Annotated in this window: 15 protein-coding genes; 7 read left to right on the forward strand and 8 right to left on the reverse strand. The window is 58.1% G+C overall.

Annotated elements, in window-relative coordinates; translation table 11 throughout:
* The first annotated feature begins 46 nt into the window (after window positions 1-46).
* The 4 genes from EL217_RS06500 (at window position 47) to EL217_RS06515 (ending at window position 4,396) form a co-directional block, all read left to right on the forward strand.
* Window positions 47-928: a neutral zinc metallopeptidase gene (locus EL217_RS06500; RefSeq protein ID WP_126319141.1), complete on the forward strand. Its 882-nt coding sequence runs from the start codon at window positions 47-49 to the stop codon at window positions 926-928.
* 105 nt (window positions 929-1,033) lie between these two features.
* The gene (locus tag EL217_RS06505) at window positions 1,034-2,146 is read left to right on the forward strand and encodes an LLM class flavin-dependent oxidoreductase (RefSeq protein WP_126319143.1); all 1,113 of its coding nucleotides are present in this window, start codon (window positions 1,034-1,036) and stop codon (window positions 2,144-2,146) included.
* A gap of 3 nt (window positions 2,147-2,149) precedes the next feature.
* The gene (locus tag EL217_RS06510; RefSeq protein WP_126319145.1) at window positions 2,150-2,818 is read left to right on the forward strand and encodes an FMN reductase; all 669 of its coding nucleotides are present in this window, start codon (window positions 2,150-2,152) and stop codon (window positions 2,816-2,818) included.
* A gap of 168 nt (window positions 2,819-2,986) precedes the next feature.
* Window positions 2,987-4,396 carry an L-serine ammonia-lyase gene (locus EL217_RS06515; protein ID WP_126319147.1) on the forward strand — a complete coding sequence of 470 codons (1,410 nt, stop codon included), beginning with the start codon at window positions 2,987-2,989 and terminating at the stop codon, window positions 4,394-4,396.
* A 64-nt stretch (window positions 4,397-4,460) separates the two neighbouring features.
* Here EL217_RS06515 and hisS read toward each other — a convergent pair whose 3' ends face one another.
* The 3 genes from hisS to tpx all read right to left on the reverse strand — a co-directional run bounded on the left by hisS (window position 4,461) and on the right by tpx (window position 7,049).
* The gene (hisS, locus tag EL217_RS06520; RefSeq protein ID WP_023030665.1) at window positions 4,461-5,744 is read right to left on the reverse strand and encodes a histidine--tRNA ligase; all 1,284 of its coding nucleotides are present in this window, start codon (window positions 5,742-5,744) and stop codon (window positions 4,461-4,463) included.
* A gap of 5 nt (window positions 5,745-5,749) precedes the next feature.
* The gene (locus EL217_RS06525) at window positions 5,750-6,385 is read right to left on the reverse strand and encodes an MBL fold metallo-hydrolase (RefSeq protein ID WP_126319149.1); all 636 of its coding nucleotides are present in this window, start codon (window positions 6,383-6,385) and stop codon (window positions 5,750-5,752) included.
* A 166-nt stretch (window positions 6,386-6,551) separates the two neighbouring features.
* Window positions 6,552-7,049, reverse strand: a complete 498-nt coding sequence (tpx, locus tag EL217_RS06530; protein ID WP_005279015.1) for a thiol peroxidase — start codon at window positions 7,047-7,049, stop codon at window positions 6,552-6,554.
* Window positions 7,050-7,205: 156 nt separating this feature from the next.
* On the opposite strand from tpx, the gene EL217_RS06535 reads away from it, so the two are divergent.
* Together EL217_RS06535 and EL217_RS06540 are read left to right on the forward strand one after the other, a co-directional pair.
* Window positions 7,206-8,087, forward strand: a complete 882-nt coding sequence (locus EL217_RS06535; protein ID WP_023017413.1) for a peptidylprolyl isomerase — start codon at window positions 7,206-7,208, stop codon at window positions 8,085-8,087.
* Between the two features lie 358 nt (window positions 8,088-8,445).
* Window positions 8,446-8,796 carry a hypothetical protein gene (locus EL217_RS06540; RefSeq protein WP_126319151.1) on the forward strand — a complete coding sequence of 117 codons (351 nt, stop codon included), beginning with the start codon at window positions 8,446-8,448 and terminating at the stop codon, window positions 8,794-8,796.
* Between the two features lie 134 nt (window positions 8,797-8,930).
* Here the strand turns inward: EL217_RS06540 and EL217_RS06545 are convergent, their stop codons facing one another.
* Window positions 8,931-9,503, reverse strand: a complete 573-nt coding sequence (locus EL217_RS06545) for a DUF421 domain-containing protein (protein WP_420026250.1) — start codon at window positions 9,501-9,503, stop codon at window positions 8,931-8,933.
* Window positions 9,504-9,899: 396 nt separating this feature from the next.
* Between EL217_RS06545 and EL217_RS06550 the strand changes: the two genes are divergently transcribed.
* On the forward strand, window positions 9,900-11,108 hold the full coding sequence (locus tag EL217_RS06550) for an IS110 family transposase (protein ID WP_126318860.1): 1,209 nt from the start codon (window positions 9,900-9,902) through the stop codon (window positions 11,106-11,108).
* 204 nt (window positions 11,109-11,312) lie between these two features.
* Here EL217_RS06550 and EL217_RS06555 read toward each other — a convergent pair whose 3' ends face one another.
* From EL217_RS06555 to EL217_RS06570, 4 genes are all read right to left on the reverse strand, one after another.
* Window positions 11,313-13,412, reverse strand: a complete 2,100-nt coding sequence (locus EL217_RS06555; RefSeq protein ID WP_126319155.1) for a bifunctional metallophosphatase/5'-nucleotidase — start codon at window positions 13,410-13,412, stop codon at window positions 11,313-11,315.
* A 193-nt stretch (window positions 13,413-13,605) separates the two neighbouring features.
* Entirely contained in the window at window positions 13,606-15,900 is a 2,295-nt protein-coding gene (locus tag EL217_RS06560; RefSeq protein WP_126319157.1) for a RelA/SpoT family protein, read from the reverse strand.
* Between the two features lie 85 nt (window positions 15,901-15,985).
* Window positions 15,986-16,531, reverse strand: coding sequence for an adenine phosphoribosyltransferase (locus tag EL217_RS06565; RefSeq protein ID WP_023017406.1), 546 nt, complete (start codon window positions 16,529-16,531; stop codon window positions 15,986-15,988).
* 51 nt (window positions 16,532-16,582) lie between these two features.
* The gene (locus EL217_RS06570; RefSeq protein ID WP_126319159.1) at window positions 16,583-18,334 is read right to left on the reverse strand and encodes an ABC transporter substrate-binding protein; all 1,752 of its coding nucleotides are present in this window, start codon (window positions 18,332-18,334) and stop codon (window positions 16,583-16,585) included.
* Window positions 18,335-18,337 lie beyond the last annotated feature (3 nt).

Below are 18,337 nucleotides of genomic sequence, written 5' to 3' on the forward strand. Positions count from 1 at the left end.
GCCGGTACGCACTGAAGACGCCGAAAAGGTGTGACACTATTTAGGCATGACGTTTAAATCTGGTGCCGATTTTGATGGCCAGCGCGCAACCTCCGGCGGTGGCGGCGGCCTCGCTATAGGCGGCGGCATCGGCTCCGTCGTGCTCGTCGGGCTCTACCTCTTATTAGGAGGAAACCCCTCCGATATTGGCGCCCTCCTGGGCAATGAAAAGTCCCAATCCGGCACCCACTCCGGTGCCGATGATTCCGCCTTCGATCACTGCCAAACGGCAGAAGACGGCAATAAATACGATGACTGCCGGGTCATGTTTACCGCCATGAGCGTGGATAATGTCTGGGCCGCCGAGCTACCCGAGCAAGCCGGCATCGAATACACCAACCCTGGCCGGGTGATTTTTAATAGCTCCACCAATTCCGGCTGCGGCACTGCGTCTTCAGCCACGGGGCCGTTTTATTGCCCCGCCGACCAATCGGCGTATTTTGACACCACGTTTTTCAATTCGCTGAGCAACTACGGCGCGCACAATGCCCCGTTCGCGCAGATGTACATCGTTGCCCACGAGTTTGGTCACCACATTCAGCAGCTCGAGGGCACGCTGCAGCTATCTGACTATAACGACCCCGGCGCGGATTCCAATGCGGTAAAGATCGAGCTCCAGGCAGATTGCTACGCCGGTATTTGGGCTTCCCACGCGGATAAGGGCGAGGATGCTCTGCTGGAGCCGATTTCCCAACAGCAGGTGGCTGACGCAGTCACCGCGGCGCAGGCTGTGGGTGACGATAATATTCAGCGCCGTTCCACTGGGCAGGTCCAACCCGATGCGTGGACGCACGGTTCTTCCGAGCAACGCCAGCGAGCTTTCCTTGCTGGTTATAATTCCGGCCAGATGGCTGAGTGCGACACCTTGGGGCGCGGGGTCTACAGCTAACTCCCGGCCCCCTCTTTACCCCGCTGGGAATAATCTCCCTGCCCGCATTGTTGACATGTCACGTACAATGATTACAGGTACGCAGCAAGAGTAGAAAGGGACACCATGCAATTTGGCATTTTCACGGTCGGAGATGTGACCACCGATCCAACGACGGGCGAAACCCCATCAGAGGCGAAGCGAATCCGCAATATTACGGAAATCGCGCTCAAGGCAGAAGAAGTGGGCCTCGATGTCTTCGCCACAGGCGAGCACCACAACCCGCCCTTCGTTCCGTCCTCCCCGACGACCCACCTAGCCTATATCGCAGCGCAGACCGAGCGCTTGCAGCTTTCTACCTCCACGACGCTGATTACCACCAATGACCCGGTAAAGATCGCCGAAGATTACGCCTTTTTGCAACACCTTTCCGGCGGCCGGGTGGATCTGATGATGGGGCGCGGCAATACCGGCCCCGTCTACCCGTGGTTTGGCAAAGATATCCGCCAAGGCATCCCGTTGGCCGTGGAAAATTACCACTTGCTGCGCCGCCTGTGGCGGGAAAACAGCGTCAACTGGGAGGGCAAATTCCGCACCCCGTTGCAGGCGTTTACCTCTACCCCGGCGCCCCTCGATGGCATCCCGCCGTTTGTATGGCACGGCTCCATTCGTTCTACCCAGATTGCAGAACAAGCGGCCTATTACGGCGACGGGTTCTTTCACAATAATATCTTCTGGAATCAAGAACACACGGCCAAGATGGTCAACATGTACCGGCGTCGCTTTGCTTCCTATGGCCACGGCCAAGCAGACCAAGCCATCGTGGGGCTCGGCGGCCAGGTATTCATCGGCGATACTGAAGAGGAGGCCAAGAGGTTCTTCCGCCCGTACTTCGATAACGCCCCCGTGTACGGGCACGGGCCTAGCCTGGAGGAATTTACTGACTACACCCCGCTGACCGTGGGTACCGCAGAGCAGGTTATTGAGCGCACCCTGAAATTTGCGGACTACGTGGGCGATTACCAACGCCAGCTCTTCCTCATCGATCACGCCGGGCTGCCACAAGAAGTGGTGCTCAAGCAGATAGAAATTCTTGGCACACAAGTAGTACCGGAGCTTCGTCGGCGCTTTGAGCAGCGACGACCAGAGCATGTACCCTCGGATCCGCCAACGCATGCCACGCTCAAGCAGCACCCAGATTCCCCGCACTTTCGCGTAAGCCCTGGAAAGGAGGACTAAGCAATGCGCTCTTTAGTTGTCCTCACGGCCGGGCTCTCGGAACCATCATCTACCCGGCAATTGGCTGAGACCATTGCAGAAGCCACCGAGGCGAAGATTTCCGCGCGCGGTGAAGGCGTGAACACTCACATCATTGAGGTGCGCACCCTTGCTTCTGAATTGGCCACGGCCATGACCAATTGGGCGGCCCCAACGCCCCAATTGGATGAAGCAAAAGAGCTGCTTTCCACGGCCGATGGCTTTATCGCCGTCACCCCTGCCTTCCAAGGCAGCTACTCCGGGCTGTTCAAGATGTTTTTTGATGTTCTGGATGCCCACGCCTTGGAGGAACTGCCTACCATCGTTGCCGCTACGGGCGGTTCCCCGCGCCACGCGCTCATCTTGGACTATGCGCTGCGCCCCCTGTTGAATTACCTGCACGCCCACGTCGTTCCGACCGGCATATTCCAGGCAACCGAGGATCTGGGCACCGCCGAGGGCGCGCGCATTCGCAGCCGTATCGAGCGCGCCGCAACGCAACTTGCTGATCAGATGATCCGCCCCACGGATCGGGTCGCCGGGCTTGCCGATGCCCCCAAACCCAGCCCCCATTCCCGCCCTACCGGAATCGGAGTGGACGAAGAGTTTCTGCCTTTCGAGAAAATTTTGTCCCAATACGACGGAAAGCACTAGCGCCGCAATACCTATCGCATATTCTAAAATTGATACATGTCACATATTTCTCTACGCTTGAATTTTAGAATGTTCGACCCGAATCCCCGCGCCTGAGAAAATCTCTTTTTCATGCTCTTGGACCGATAACTCTCTTGCTACGAAGAAAGGTTTCTTAAGGCTTTCACCATGACTATTAGCGTTACTGACATTTTCGCCATCGGCATTGGTCCATCCTCCTCTCACACGGTTGGGCCGATGCGCGCCGCGAAGCAATTCCTCGATTCCCTTGATACCCATCCGGCCCGCGTGTCCGCTGAGCTGCGCGGTTCGCTGTCCGCCACTGGGCGCGGCCACGCCTCCGACCGCGCCGTCATCCTAGGACTCGCCGGCTGGGAGCCGCTGACCGTTCCCATCGATGCCGAGCCGCAAGCCGGCGGCACAATCCCCAGCGAAGGCACCATCTCTGGCCCGTCTGGCACCGTCGACTACGAAATCACCTTTGATAACGAGCCACTACCCCAGCACCCCAATGGCATGATCTTTAAGGCCTGGGACGCAGAGGGCAATATCCTGGCTGAAGACGAACAGTACTTCTCTGTCGGCGGTGGCTTCATCCTCTCCCGCAAAGAGCTCGACGCAGAGATGGCCGATAGCCACGAAGTACCCGCCGGCGTTGCCGCAGCAACCGTAGAAGATACCGTGCCCTATGAATTCACCACCGGCGAAGAACTACTCAATCTGTGCGAGGCCAACGACAAAGATATTTGGGAAATCGTCCTTGCCAATGAGGAAGTGCTCCACAAAGAGGACGGCGGCGCGGATTATGTCCTGCGCCACTTGGATCTTGTATGGGACATCATGCGCGAATGCGTGACCGATGGCATTTCCACCAAGGGCCTGCTGCCCGGTGGCCTCCGCGTGCCGCGGCGCGCCCCCAAGATGTATGCGCAGCTGCTCGAGCAGAAAAATGACCCACACTCTGGCTTTTCCGCCATGGAATGGGTCAATCTCTTCGCCTTAGCGGTCAACGAGCAAAACGCTGCGGGCGGCCGCGTTATTACCGCGCCCACCAACGGCGCCTGCGGCATCATTCCCGCAGTGCTGCACTATGCGCGCGACTTCCACGGTGGCTTCTGCCGCGAATCCGCACGCCGTTACCTGCTCACCGCCGGCGCCATCGGCATGATCATCAAACAGAACGCCTCCATTTCCGGCGCCGAGGTGGGCTGCCAGGGCGAGGTCGGCTCCGCCTCGTCCATGTCCGCTGCGGGAATGGCGGCACTCCTCGGTGCTACCCCAGCCCAGGTGGAAAATGCGGCAGAGATCGCCCTTGAGCACAACCTCGGCCTCACCTGCGATCCGGTCGGCGGCCTCGTGCAAATCCCGTGTATTGAGCGCAATGCCATTGGCGCGGTGAAATCCATTAACGCCGCCCGCATGGCGATGATGGGTGAAGGCACCCACCACGTCACCCTCGATAACGCCGTGCAAACCATGGCGGATACGGGTCGCGATATGCACTCCAAGTACAAGGAGACCTCCCTCGGCGGCTTGGCCAAGACGATGGGCTTTAGCGTTTCCCAGGTGGAGTGCTAATCAGCTGAACACATACAAAAAGGAGGCACCGAATTTACTCGGTGCTTCCTTTTTGATCCTGCGCTTAGCCTTCTAGATCCCGTGCCAGAATGGCAACCAGCTGCGATAGCTCTACGTCGCGCTGCTCGTGGGCGGCCAAGTCCTTCACGGCAACGGTGCCGTTTTCTAGTTCTTGATCTCCCAAGACCAAAGCAAAGCGCGCGCCCGCGCGGTCGGCACCCTTCATCGCGCCCTTAAGGCCGCGATCACCAAAGGACATGTCCGCTGCGATTCCCGCCTTCCGCAGGTCGTTGATGATGCCGGTCATGCGGCGCTTGGCCGCAGCGCCCAAGGCAATGCCGTAGACATCCACGCGGGAGTCACTGCCTTCTAAGGTGATGCCCTCCGTCTCGAGGGCGAGGATGGCGCGGTCAACGCCTAAGCCATAGCCGATGCCCGAAAGATCCTGTCCGCCCAGCTGCGCCATCAACCCGTCGTAGCGGCCACCGCCGCCAATGCCGGATTGGGCCCCCAGGCCATCGTGGACGAATTCAAAGCAGGTCTTGGTGTAGTAGTCCAAGCCACGCACCATGCGCGGGTTAATTTCGTAGGCAACGCCCATATCATCCAGCATGCCCGTCACGGTCTCAAAGTGCTCGCGGCACTCGGCGTTGAGGTAGTCGAGCATCAAGGGGGCATCGGCAAGCTGCTCCTGCATCTCCGGGCGCTTATCATCCAAGACGCGCAAAGGATTGATCTCCGCGCGGCGGCGGGTCTCCTCATCCAAGTCCAGCTTAAACAAGAATTCCTGCAGCTTTTCGCGGTAGGCGGGCCGGCAATTGCGGTCGCCCAAGCTGGTCAATTCCAGGCGGAACCCGGAAAGCCCCAGAGCTCTGTAGGAGCGATCCGCCAAGGCGATGACCTCCGCATCCAGTGCTGGATCGTCGACGCCAATGGCCTCCACGCCAACCTGCTGAAGCTGACGGTAGCGGCCTGCCTGCGGGCGCTCATAGCGGAAGAACGGGCCGCTGTAGTTCAGCTTTACCGGCAGCTGACCGCGATCCAAATTGTGTTGAATGACCGAGCGCATCACGCCCGCAGTTCCCTCCGGGCGCAGGGTCACGGAGCGCTCACCGCGATCCGCGAAAGTGTACATCTCCTTGGAGACCACGTCGGTAGATTCGCCCACCCCGCGGGCAAAGAGCGCGGTATCTTCAAAAATGGGCAATTCAATGTGCTGAAAACCGGAAAGATGCGCCTGTTCCACCATGGTCTGGCGGACCTTATAAAAAGTCGCAGACTCTGGTGGGTAATAATCTGGCACACCCTTCGGTGCGGACAGTGCCTGGAACCGCTTCTCTTCACTCATGGTCACTAGACTACCCCATGGGATTTTCGCAGGAATGGGTTGGTCGCCCTCTCCTGACGCATGGTTGAGCTTGGGCCGTGGCCGGGAAGAATGTCCAGCTCATCGTCCAAATCCCACACCGGGCCCGCCAATGAATCCAGCATGGCCTGCGGATTAGAATCCGGCAGATCGACCCGCCCCATTCCCCCGGCAAAAAGTACGTCACCGGTAAGGGCAAAAGTATCCGAAATGATCAGAACGCACCCCGGCGAATGCCCAGGGGCGTGCTGGAGGGTAAATGTATGCCCGATTAGCTCCAGTTCCTCCCCACCGTGGAGTTCGCGGAGATCGGAAATGGGCACCATGCGCGAAGCCTGGAATAGCTCCTGCGCCTGGGCGGAAACACCCTCCCCAGAATCCAACATGAACTTATCTGCGGGATGAATATAAACGGGGATATCGAGCTCCTGTGCCAATTCACCGGCCTCGCGGGTGTGGTCGATGTGGCCGTGTGTGAGCACAATGGCTTCATAGTCATAGTCGTGCGCGAGAACCTGTGACATGGAATCCATGCCCGGATCCACGATGAAGGCGCGGTTTCCCTCCGCCGCGATATAGGTATTCGTGCGAAATGGGCCCGCGGTAAATCCTTGAATATCCATGATTTAAGTCTAACGAGGCTCGCCCCCATCGCGCCCCTGAACGCAGTGGCCTCTGGATTCAAGCCACATAACCATGCAAAAAGCACCCAGCCTTAGCGCCCACACCCACGGTGGGTTATGGAGAAAGACTGGGTGCTGGATTTAATGATCCTGCCGGCTTAAAGCCTTATTGCAGGGCGGCAAGAGCCTTCTCGTAATCCGGCTCGGTGGTTACCTCTGGCACCAACTCGTTGTAGATGACCTTGTGGTCAGCGTCGGTGACCACAACGGAGCGCGCCAACAGGCCCTTAAGCGGGGAACCCTGCAGGGTCACGCCGAACTTCTCGCCAAAATCGGAGCGGAAATCGGACGCGGTTTCTACGTTCTCAATACCCTCTGCGGCGCAGAAACGATCCAGCGCGAAGGGCAGGTCGCGGGAGACAGACAAGACAACGGTGTTGTCCAGGCCCGCGGCCTTTTCATTAAAGGTGCGCAGCTGCTGCTGGCACACGCCGGTATCGATGGAAGGGAAAATCGAGATAACGAGGCGCTTGCCCTCGAAATCCTTATTGGTGACCTCAGAAAGGTCGGTGCCAACGAGTGTGAACTCTGGGATGGACTCCCCTACTGCGGGAAGTTCACCAGCGGTTTGGGTAGGTTCGTCAGAAAATTTAACTTCAGCCATGGCCCCGAGCGTACTGATACTTTTGCTTCGCCGCTATAGCTCACCGTTTATTGCTCAACCCAATCCCCGAGCCAAGTCAGCCCCGTGTCCGCAAAGCCGCTAAAATCGTCCAAGTTGAGACACGTCACCGATAATCGCTAGAAAGGTTGTCCCACGGTGCCAGATAATAAAAAGCGCGGAGAAGACGCGCTGCACAAGCTCGATCGTGAGCTAAAGTCCCGTGACCGCAAGCAAAAGACTCGTCCTTTTGGTGTCGCCGCAGCCTCGCTCGTCGTCATCCTTGGCATCGCCGGAGGAATCTACTTCCTGTCCACCCGCGATGGCTCTGAGGGCGACATCCAGGCAGAAGATACCTCTGAGGCACAGACCACGCAGGAAGCCCCCAAGGCTGAACCCTTGAGCGGCAAGCGCGCGGAAGCCCTGCCAGCCACCGTCCAGTGCAACTACGAGGACAATGGCCAGGATGGCCACGGCGCGAAGAAGCCCGACGGCAAGGATATTTCCACCGAGGGCACCGTCACCGTCTCCTTCGATACCACCCAGGGCCCGATTGAGATGGACCTGGACCGCGCCGCTGCGCCGTGTACCACCCACGCCATTTCGGAACTGGCTGAATCCGGCTTCTACGATGACACCGTTTGCCACCGCATGACCTCTGGCGTGTTGAACGTGCTCCAGTGCGGCGATCCCACCGGTTCCGGTTCCGGCGGCCCAGGCTTCAAGTTTGACGATGAATACCCCGCCGATGAAACCGATGCCAAGGACGCACAGAACCCCGTTGTCTACCCACGCGGTTCCGTCGCTATGGCCAATAGCGGTCCGGATACCAACGGCTCCCAGTTCTTCCTTAACTACGATGACTCGGAGCTTGCCCCTAACTACACCTACTTCGGCACCATCTCCGAAGAAGGCCTGAAGACCCTGGACAAGATTGCCGAGGCCGGCGTAGACACCGGCGATCAGGGCGGTCACCCAGGCCAAGAAGACGGCAAGCCTGCAGAAGAGGTAAAGATCAAAAAGGCCACGGTCAAGGCTTAGTCTGTGGCATCGGCGCTTGCCGATGCCCCCCCTACTGCCTCCCGCCTCCTTCACTTACTAACCCCATTTAGGGGTTAGTGGGAACTCCCCAGCGTCGTGAACGGATCATTTCAGTGCTCAACGTTGGGGATTTTTCAGGCCCATTTCTCCGCTCAATATAACCCTCTACCTGCGCTTAAGGATCTAATATCTCCCCTAGCCATTCACACCATCAACATTAAGCGTCAACTACCACACAGCCCGATACGTTTTGACAATCTTTTTTAATAAAAGTTTGCACGATCTGTTGCAGACCGTAATACGGCTGTCTAATATCTAAGGAGTCTTTGAACACCACAAGCTCGTTAGGAAGCAAGATATGAAGCTTATCTCCCGCAAGGCTCTCGTTGCCGGCGCAACCGCCCTGTCCGTCACCTTCGCTGGCACCGCAGTGGCCACCGCTGCTGAGGTACCCACCACCCTGTCCTCCTCCATCGAGAAGGGCGCAGCAACGCAGCCGTACGCTAACGGCAAGGGCACCGGTGACGCCAACGAGGATCCTAAGAAGAAGCCTCAGCCCGAAAAGACTTCTCAGGAGAAGGCTAAGGAAGTCCAGGCCTGGATCGGCGTCTTCACCGCTGCTATCGGCGCATTGGGTACTCTCTTCGCTTTCGCTAACAAGTACCTCAACATCGACGACTTCATGAAGAACTTCAAGCTTCCTTTCTAATCTTTCACGCTTCTTAAGCGCTTTTAACCGCTGTGCCCTAAATCTGGGCACAGCGGTTTCGCATATTCTGGGGCAGCCAGAGCACTACCCGGATGGACCTTCGCACCGGTTCTGCGCCCCCTGCTCAGAACCCTTTAAGATTCCTTTGCCCGCCTGATGTATCCAGAGCCAACGAGGTCATTGAAAATCTCGGGTTCGATTTCTTGGCCATTCTTAATCACGGAGATGTGGCCGGTAGGTTCTAAAACCATGACCTGGACGTCTTCCATGCGGCCGAGGCCAGACTTGCGCACTGCGGAATACACGTCAGAGCGAGTGATGTGGGAAACGGTGAGATTATCGTCGATCATCTCGCCCTGAAAGACGATGAGAACGGGCCGGCGATCTAAAAACCGCGTCCACTTCACCACTTTGCGGATGGTACCGAACGCGGCTTCCAGGGCCATGAGCGTTGTCAGGCCAATAACGCCCGCGGCTAATGTGGGCGGAACACCAATAATCACACGCCCGGCGACGGCACCGAACATAATGATGATGATCGCGTCAGAGGCCGTCATGGAGGTCAATACGCGGGAGCCAAACAGCTTTACCAAGACCATAAAGGCAAGATAGATGCCTAAGGTAGACAACATGACCACAGGAACTCGATGTAGCTCGATTCCTAGTTGAAAAGTAGCCTCGCGTAAAAACCGTTCAAAGATATCCACGGCTTTTGAGATTACTAGGCTAAAAGACACAGCACAGAAAAATAAGCGCTTTCCCCCATTACGTTGTTAGCAGTTCCACCTCAGGGCGCCGAAGATTCATAGCCTGTCCACCCGATTGGGCGGGTTATGTTTATTTCCGTTCCCTCCGTCTGAAAGGACAGTGGAACTAGTCGCTGGCTTCGGTATGGCTTATTTTCGTCCCTGTCTGACAATGATCCGGGGGGTGATGCCGCCGAAGACAGTGACATACTCCAGACTGCTAATAGGAACCTGACCCAGCCCAGGTGGTATGAGGTCTCACAGTAATGTGGATGCCAGCGTGAAGTATGTCCGACCAACCCAGCGATGAAGCTCAAATAATCCAACTTCTAATTCATCGCTAGGAGGCATACACCCATGGCCTATGACTTCGTCATTGGCGTGGACGTCGGCAAATACTTCCACCACGCCTGCGCCCTCGATCCCCAAGGCAGGCAAGTCCTGTCCAAACGCATCAACCAGCATGAAGGCTCGCTACGCAAGCTCTTTGGCCAATTCCTCGCTGACGACGCCTCGGTCCTTGTCATTGTCGATCAACCCAACAACATCGGCCGGTTAACCGTCGCAGTCGCCCAAGACATGGGCGTCGACGTTCGCTATCTACCAGGACTTGCGATGCGACAGCTTTCTCGCATCCACGTCGGCAACTCCAAGACCGATGTACGCGACGCCTACGTTATCGCCCATGCCGGTCTTAACCTTCCAGATTCCTTGCGCAGTGTCGACCGCGTTGAGGACGTCTTTATCCAGCTGAAAGTTCTCAACGGTATCGACGAAGACCTCGCCCGGGCCTACACACGCCTGATTAACCAGATGCGATCCGCGCTCGTAGGAACCTATCCTGCATTCGAACATGTCCTGCGCGGACAGATGATTCACCGAAAGTGGATCCTCCACCTACTTGCAAAATACGGTGGCCCCACCAAGATTCGACGCATCGGTAGAACACGCCTGAAAGCCTTTGCACGCAAACACAGGGCACGCAATCCTGAGCCTGTCATCGATGCCATGCTTGCTGCCATCCACGAACAGACCGTATCCATTGCCGGCGCAGAATACGCCGAACTTGGCGTAGCAATGTCCGCCACAGATGCACTAGCCAAACTCGAGCATCGTAAAGAAATCGAAGCGCAGGTACTCAAGCTGATTCAGGACATTCCGCAGACCGAGATTCTTTTATCCATGCCTGGTATCGGCCCGCGTAGTGCAGCGCAGATCCTCATGACTGTTGGCGATATGTCCGACTTCCCCGATGCAGCGCACCTAGCATCCTATGCAGGGCTATCACCGCGGACGAATCAGTCAGGAACGTCTATCATGTCGAATTCGCCTAACCGGGCTGGCAACAAAAAATTAAAGAACGCCCTATGGCAATCGTCTTTTGCATCGATCAGATTCCACGAGCGTTCCCGGCAATTCTATGAACGAAAACGCAAAGAAGGCAAAAGACACAACGCCGCAGTCGTCGCACTCGCACGCCGGCGCCTCAACGTTCTCTTCGCCATGATGCGAAACGGCGAGCTCTACCGAGACATCTCCACAGTCCAGGAGGCCGCAGCAGCCTAGAACCAACAGACCCTCACCTCAAGCCGATTGCACAGCAAGCCCAATCGGCTCCTCACCGTGCCCGAAAACAACATCCACAAGGAAAAGCAGAAACCCTTCACACCCCCAACAAACTCACCCACGGAATTGACAAACTATATAGGAACACCCCCCTGTAAGCGAGGAAAAGCGCTTTTAATGCATCCGCAGGATTTGGATTCCTATTTAGATGTGAAAGGTCTTGCGCAGGTCATCAAAGATGGCCCGCAGCGGTGCTGGGAGCACCTGAGGGTTTAGACCTATAAAGGCGATACCTGCCGCTAGTGCCGCAACGATGGCAAGGGCCGCGCCACCAAAGGAGGAGCCTTGCGGAAGCTTAGGAGAATCCTCCCCATCGGAACCGTCCTCGTGGGAGCCAGACTCTTGAGAACCGGACTCGTCGCCGCCAGCTTCGCCCACTTCCACGGGCAGGATGGCTTGAGTGCCGGCATCGGTGGTGATTTCCAGGTTCTGAGAGCCGGTCAGGTCCTCTGGAACGGTCAGCTTTACCTGCGCGCGTCCGCGCTCGCCAAATTGGTCATCGCCTTCCTGCTTGGAATTATCGATATCGGCGGTTGCTTCCTCATCTCCTAGCTTCACCGTGACGGTCTTGGCCATGGGCTCGCCCTCGCTGGTGTAGTTCAAGCTGGACAGATCGACGGTGATTTCTTTACCTGGGACAATATCGCCCTCGATGTGGGCGCCAATTTGGCCCTGTCCCTTGCGGACCTCGGACTCACCGGAGGCGATGTAGTCAATCATGGCCTGGGCGTCCATGTATCCCACATCGTTCTTGTCCTTGATGGAGCCTGCCTCAAAGTAGCCATCGCCGCCCTTTTCGCTGTCGCTGGACGCGAGGAAGGAAGAAAGCGCGATGGAATAGTCTTTGTTCGGGTCAAGGGGCTCGCCGTTGATGGTGACGGACTTGACGCGCTCGCCCTGGGCTGCCTTGTAGTCATAGACCACCTGCACGTTATTGGATAGCCCCATGGCAAGACGCGGCCGGCTACTGCCCTCTTGCCACTGGTTTTCCAGCGCAGTGATGAAGTCCTTGCCGGATACCTTCGCGGTAATAACAGAGTTACCAAATGGCTGAACTTCGAAGATGTCCTTGTAGGTGACGTCGCCGCCCTGCAAATCGGCGCGCACGCCGCCGGCGTTCATGACGCCGAGGTCAATGTCCTCGCCCACCTGCTTGCTCATGGCATAACGCTGCCCTTCCGCGATGAAGTTATTCAGGGTGGACTCGACACCGCGGTTGGAACCTGGCTTTTGCCCCTCATCGGAGCCGCGGAACAAGTCGGTTTCGACTGCGCCGGCGGTCTTTGAGCCTTTAACCTCGGCCTCATCCTGTGCCTTCTTAACGATGCCCGCAATCTCAGCATCCGGCTCTACCTGCGCGGCAGCAGTCGCATCGTACTGCTTGAGCTCAATGCTTTTTACCTTGCGGGCGGCCTTGTCGTAGGTAATATCGGCATCGTTAAGCAGCTTGCCGTACTCGTAGCCTTGCGCCCACTGCAGTGGCAGTGCGCCCTCACGCTCTACCGTGCCCTGGGTGGTCTGGTGGGTATCGCCACCGAAGAGGATATCAACGTCTTTGTTGAAGCCTTCCGCATATTCCTCCGCATCCTCGTGGAAGAGGGAAACCACGACATCCGCCTCGCCGCTTTCCTTCAAACGGGTGGCTTCCTTGTTCGTTGCCTCAACGGGATCGGTAAAGGTAACGCCCGGAATCTTTGCCGCAGATACCTTGAATTTGGTGTTTTGGGTGACGGTGCCGACGTAGCCGACCTTCACGCCGTCGATTTCTTCCACATGAGAGGCATCCAAGAGCGGCTTGCCGTCTTTTAATACATTGGCGCCGAGGATGGGATAGTCAGAAGCTGGCTCAATACGGTCCGTTAGGTCCTCGGTGCCCTTGTCGAATTCGTGGTTGCCCACTGCGGTGACCTTCATCCCCATGGCATTGAGCGCCTCCAGAGTGTACTTGTCATCCGAGATGGCCGAGACGAATGCAGAACCGCCCACGTTATCGCCCGAAGAGGTGAGGTTGAACTTTTGGCCTTCGTTGACCTGCTTGATAAGCGATTGCAGGCGGGCCACGCCAATCTCATCGCCCGCCTTAGCAGGGTCGCTCAGGCCATCTTCCAAGTGGCCGTGCAGGTCAGTGATATTGGTGACCGAGATGGTGGTCGTATCCTCCTGCGCTAGGGCGTGTGTGCCAGAAAGCGCGACGGCGGTAACGGTGGTAGCGGCCACCAACTGGCCAATGCGACGGAACTGCATAATTACTCCTGTGTCGTAGAAAGCATTCAGACAATATATACCGCTTTCTTAACGAATTCGCAGGAAGCATAAAGCCCGTGAACTGGGCTTTTACCTTTCCTCCGCCAAGAGTTCACGCAATCGTCACGTGCGCGTAGCCCGCGCGTTGCTCTATCAAGCAACCGCACAGGGAGGTAGCCGCGCGGGAAGGCGGTTAGGCAGTCACGCGGTAGACGTCAAAGACGCCCTCGGTATTGCGCAACGTCGTCATCAAGGACCCCAGCTGTTTGGTATCCGATACGGAGAAGGTAAAACGCATCGTGGCAATTTGGTCCTCGCCGCGGTTCGAATTCATAGTCAACACATTGATGTTCTGATCGCTTAATACCCGCGTTAGCTCAGACAGCAGGCCCTGGCGGTCCAACGCCTCAAGCTGCAGCGTGGCGGAAAAGGCGCCGGTAGAAGAGGTGCCAGAGGACCACTCCACCTTCAGCATGCGCTCCGGCTCAGATTTGAGCTTTTCCGCGTTGGCGCAGTCCGCGCGGTGTACGGATACTCCCCCGCCACGGGTGACAAAGCCAAAAATGGCGTCCCCAGGCACCGGCTGGCAGCACTTCGCAAGCTTAGCCATGACATCGGGGCTTCCCTCCACCAAGATGCCGGTGCCGGAGGCGGAGTCCTTAGTATGCTGCGCGCGGGACTGCTCGAGCTCCGAGAGTGGGGTGCGGGAAGCAAGGGCATCTACGGCATCATCGCGGTCGCCGAACATGGCCACCAATTGGTTGGCCACGTGCTGTGCGGAGACGTGGCCTGCGCCGATGGCCGTGTACAGGGCATCGACATCGGAATGGTGCAGCTGTTCTGCGACCTGCTTCATGGAGCTGGCGGTAAACAGGCGGTGCATCGGCAAGCCGCCGCGCTGCACCTCAGAGGCCAAGGCATCGCGCCCGGCTTCGAGGTGCTCCTCGCGCCTTTCCTTGGCAAACCACTGGCGCACCTTCGCCTTGGCCCGCGGCGAGACCAAGAATTCCTGCCAATCGCGCGATGGGCCGGCGTTGGGATCCTTGGAAGTAAAGATTTCTACCTTGTCGCCGGATTTCAGCGGCGATTCTAGCGCCACCAATTTGCCGTTAACCTTGGCGCCAATGCAGCGGTGGCCAACCTCCGTATGCACGGCGTAGGCAAAATCCACCGGGGTGGAACCCGCCGGCAAATCCACCACATCGCCCTTTGGGGTAAAGGCAAAGATCTGACGCGCCGTCAGGTCATAGCGCAAGGAATCGAGGAACTCATTGGGATCTGCCGCTTCCTTCTGCCAGTCCAGCAGCTGACGCATCCAAGCCATCTGGTCCACCTCTTCTTGGTGCCCAGAATTCTTGCCCTTGGTTTCCTTATAGCGCCAGTGCGCGGCGACGCCGAATTCGGCGTTGTAGTGCATCTCGTGCGTGCGGACCTGTACCTCCAGTGTTGCTCCGCCGTCTGCTAGCACCGTGGTGTGCAGAGACTGGTAGACGCCGAAGCGCGGGGAGGAAATATAATCCTTAAAACGCCCAGGCAAGGCCTGGTAAATGGAGTGCACGACGCCAATGGCGGCGTAACAGCTATTGATGTCATCCACCAGTACGCGGATGCCCACAAGGTCAAAGATCTCCGCGAACTCGCGGCCGCGCACGACCATCTTTTGATAGATGGACCAGTAGTGCTTCGGCCGGCCCATTACCTCGGCCTCGATGCCGTTTTCCTTTAAGGCGGCACTGACTTGGTTGATGATTTCCTTCAAGGCGCGATCGCGCGAGGGCGCGCGCTCTGCCACCATGCGCACGATTTCGTCGTACTTTTTGGGATAGAGGATGGCAAAAGACAGATCCTCTAGTTCCCATTTCACGCTGGCCATGCCCAACCGGTGGGCCAAGGGGGCGATGACCTCTAGTGTTTGGCGCGCCTTCTTTGCTTGCTTTTCCGGCGGCAAAAAGCGCATGGTGCGCATATTGTGCAGACGGTCGCTGACCTTGATGACCAGCACGCGCGGATCGTTGGCCATGGCGACGATCATCTTCCGGATGGTCTCGGCTTCCGCCGCAGCACCCAGGGCCACCTTGTCCAGCTTGGTCACGCCATCAACGAGCCGGGCAACCTCGGGCCCGAAGTCGCGGGTCAGATCCTCCAGCGTGTAATCGGTATCCTCCACCGTATCGTGCAGGAGCGCTGCAACGATGGTGGTGGTATCCATGCCGATTTCCGCGGCGATCGTAGCCACGGCTAGCGGGTGGGTAATATACGGCTCGCCCGACTTACGGAATACTCCCTCATGCAGCTTTTCTGCGGTGTTATAGGCAGCGTTGAGTAATTCCGCATCCGCTTTGGGGTGGAATTTCCGGTGAATGGACATGAGGGGATCGAGCACGGGGTTAATCTTGACCCGCCCGCCGGTCAGTGACCGGGCAAGGCGGGCAGACATGCTCCGCATCCCGTTATTAGCCTGGCGTTTTGCTGACTTATCAGTGGCCATCTCTACCGCCCTTCACAATGCCGCAGCCTATTGTGCTGGCTGCGGCGCCTTTCCAGATCGTGTGATCTAGCTTAGACACACCATCTTAGTCAGCGTCATCCAGCACAATGAGCGGCGGGCCCGATAAGCGCTCTCGGCCGTTCAGGCCCTTTACCTCTAACACCACGACGTTGCCCGCAACCTCGGCGCCGGCGGACTCAAGCAGCAGCTTGGCGCCGTGGAGGGTGCCACCGGTAGCCAGGACGTCATCGACAAGCACCACGCGCTTGCCCTTCACATCAACGCCGCTGGCGGGAATCTCCAACGCGGCCGAGCCATACTCCAGCTCGTATTCTTCGGTATATACCGGCGGCGGAAGCTTGCCCTTTTTACGAATGGCCAAAATGCCCAAGCCCAACTTGTATGCCACGGCGGAGCCCAGCAGGAATCCGCGGGCATCCAGGCCGCCGATAAGATCCGCGCCCAGCTCCTCGCAGGCGGCCGCTAGGCCATCAACGACGGCCTGAAATGCCTCAGGATCGGCCAATACCGGGGTGAGATCTTCAAAGAGGATTCCTTCCTCTGGAAAATCCTGAACGAGGCGCACCTTGTCGTGCAAAGCTTGTGCTGCTGATTCGTACTGGGAACTCATCATCTTCCTTGAGAAATAAATAGCGAGAAATAATTTGAGAGCGAAAAAGGCCTAGGCCTTTTCCACAGGTTCTTGTGCCGGCACGTGCCAACGGTCCATGTTCCAGCCGATGCCCGAGATGCCAGTGTACGGCAGGACACCCTCCACGTCGCGGTGAACGATGAACACGCGCGGCTGCGCGGCAATAGGAATGGAGGGAACGCTGTCCCACAGCTGCTCTTCCTGCTCCTTGAGCTGCACGGAGTTTTTAATGCTGGAATCTGCCGCGGAGTACTCGGTCAGCGGGTCGACCGGGCCCAAGAAGGCATCAATGGTGGGCTCACCCGTTTCCGGATTGGGATTGAGATAGAACTGCGATAACTGTTCGTCCGCAGCATCCTCAATGGTAATGCCCGCCGGTTCGCAGGAGGCGCGCAGTGCCTCGACCATTGCCTGGTAGCGCTTATCCGGGCCAACGTAGCCCACCTTGATGGTAGTGCCGTTCAACTGGCCGGCCGCGGCCATGTCCGTTCCCTCGTGGTCCTTCGCCACCGAGCTGAGCGTTTGGGCCACCGGATCCTGTACGGACACGGTGCGGACATACGCCGGCGGGACGTCGACGCCAGATATTTCGGAGCTCTTGTGTGCGAGCGCCGCTTGGTCAACGCAGGCGGCAAATGCCTTTCTGGCAGAAGGCTCTGCGAAGATCCCGGCCTGTGACAGCGTCAGCGTATCGGTTTGCAGGCCCACCTTGGTGGTCGTTTCAAACTCGTTATTGTCTGCGCCCGCGGAGTCCTCCCCAGCGGAGTCGTTGTCTAGATCTTTGCCTTCCGCGGATTCTGCGTCCTCCCCCGCGTTCCCGGAGAGCCAGCCGGGCGCCGCGGTCGCGGAATCTGCCACCTTGAGTACGCCCTTATCCGCGAGCTCCTGCGCGTCGGCGCTACTCGGCCACACGACGAGGCGATCCAAGGCAGGCTTATCGCCGCGATACTGCTCATTGGCCTTTAAGAAAACCTCGCCAGAATCGCCGACCTTTTCTGCGGTGAAGGGGCCGTAAGACACCTGCAGCTCGGGATCAAAATCATCCTTGGCGGTGGAAAAGCCATAGCGCCACAACTCAGCCACTGGCTGCAGCGCCGCCATGTCTTCTGCATGCAGGGCCGCGTTGAGATCCTCCATGCTCATGTCCGTTTTCTGTGCAAGCGCGTGCGCAGGCATGACGGTGCCAGGGCCAAACATCTGGCGCCAGCGGTGGCCTTGGTCTTTATAAAAGGTCAGCGTAAAGGCCTTGCTGTGCGGTGCGCACTCGATGTCCGCGATGTCATTCATCAGCGGCATATGCGAGGCAAATTCCACCGGGTGCGTACCGGCCGTATAGGCAAGCAGGTAATCATCGCAGGTGACGGGAGCGCCGTCGGAAAATGTGGCGTCATCGGCAAGCGTCAAACGCACGCTTTCCTGGTCGCTATCTGCTGCGGGCGGAAGCTTTTCGGTCTCGACCAAATCCGCGTTGGGAATGAGCTGTCCGGAGGGGCCCGGCACGAAAAGGCCGGGATAAAGGCGCGTCGAAAGCTGCGCCGCGGAGGTGGTGCTGCCGAAGGCGGTACCGGCATTCGTCGTTGCCAGCTGGGAGTTGACCATATAACCGGGGTAGTTATAGGACTCCGGATCGCTGGGCGCTGCATGGTCACCGCTATCGGATTTCTCGCTGCTGCACGAGGCCGCTACCAGCGCGAGGGCGGAAAGCCCCGCCACAACCGCCGTGATTTTGGGACGGCGACCCCACCACCGTGTGGTGCCTAGTCTGCGTTCCACGGTACGCACAAC

The organism is Corynebacterium segmentosum, assembly GCF_900637825.1.
GTDB lineage: Bacteria > Actinomycetota > Actinomycetes > Mycobacteriales > Mycobacteriaceae > Corynebacterium > Corynebacterium accolens.

Excerpts from the sequence above, each read along its gene's own strand:
- EL217_RS06515 (WP_126319147.1), top strand. The coding sequence starts at position 2,987 with ATGACTATTAGCGTTACTGACATTTTCGCCATCGGCATTGGTCCATCC.
- EL217_RS06560 (WP_126319157.1), bottom strand. The coding sequence starts at position 15,900 with ATGGCCACTGATAAGTCAGCAAAACGCCAGGCTAATAACGGGATGCGG.
- EL217_RS06555 (WP_126319155.1), bottom strand. The coding sequence starts at position 13,412 with ATGCAGTTCCGTCGCATTGGCCAGTTGGTGGCCGCTACCACCGTTACC.
- hisS (WP_023030665.1), bottom strand. The coding sequence starts at position 5,744 with ATGAGTGAAGAGAAGCGGTTCCAGGCACTGTCCGCACCGAAGGGTGTG.
- EL217_RS06525 (WP_126319149.1), bottom strand. The coding sequence starts at position 6,385 with ATGGATATTCAAGGATTTACCGCGGGCCCATTTCGCACGAATACCTAT.
- tpx (WP_005279015.1), bottom strand. The coding sequence starts at position 7,049 with ATGGCTGAAGTTAAATTTTCTGACGAACCTACCCAAACCGCTGGTGAA.
- EL217_RS06550 (WP_126318860.1), top strand. The coding sequence starts at position 9,900 with ATGGCCTATGACTTCGTCATTGGCGTGGACGTCGGCAAATACTTCCAC.
- EL217_RS06505 (WP_126319143.1), top strand. The coding sequence starts at position 1,034 with ATGCAATTTGGCATTTTCACGGTCGGAGATGTGACCACCGATCCAACG.
- EL217_RS06540 (WP_126319151.1), top strand. The coding sequence starts at position 8,446 with ATGAAGCTTATCTCCCGCAAGGCTCTCGTTGCCGGCGCAACCGCCCTG.
- EL217_RS06565 (WP_023017406.1), bottom strand. The coding sequence starts at position 16,531 with ATGAGTTCCCAGTACGAATCAGCAGCACAAGCTTTGCACGACAAGGTG.
- EL217_RS06510 (WP_126319145.1), top strand. The coding sequence starts at position 2,150 with ATGCGCTCTTTAGTTGTCCTCACGGCCGGGCTCTCGGAACCATCATCT.
- EL217_RS06500 (WP_126319141.1), top strand. The coding sequence starts at position 47 with ATGACGTTTAAATCTGGTGCCGATTTTGATGGCCAGCGCGCAACCTCC.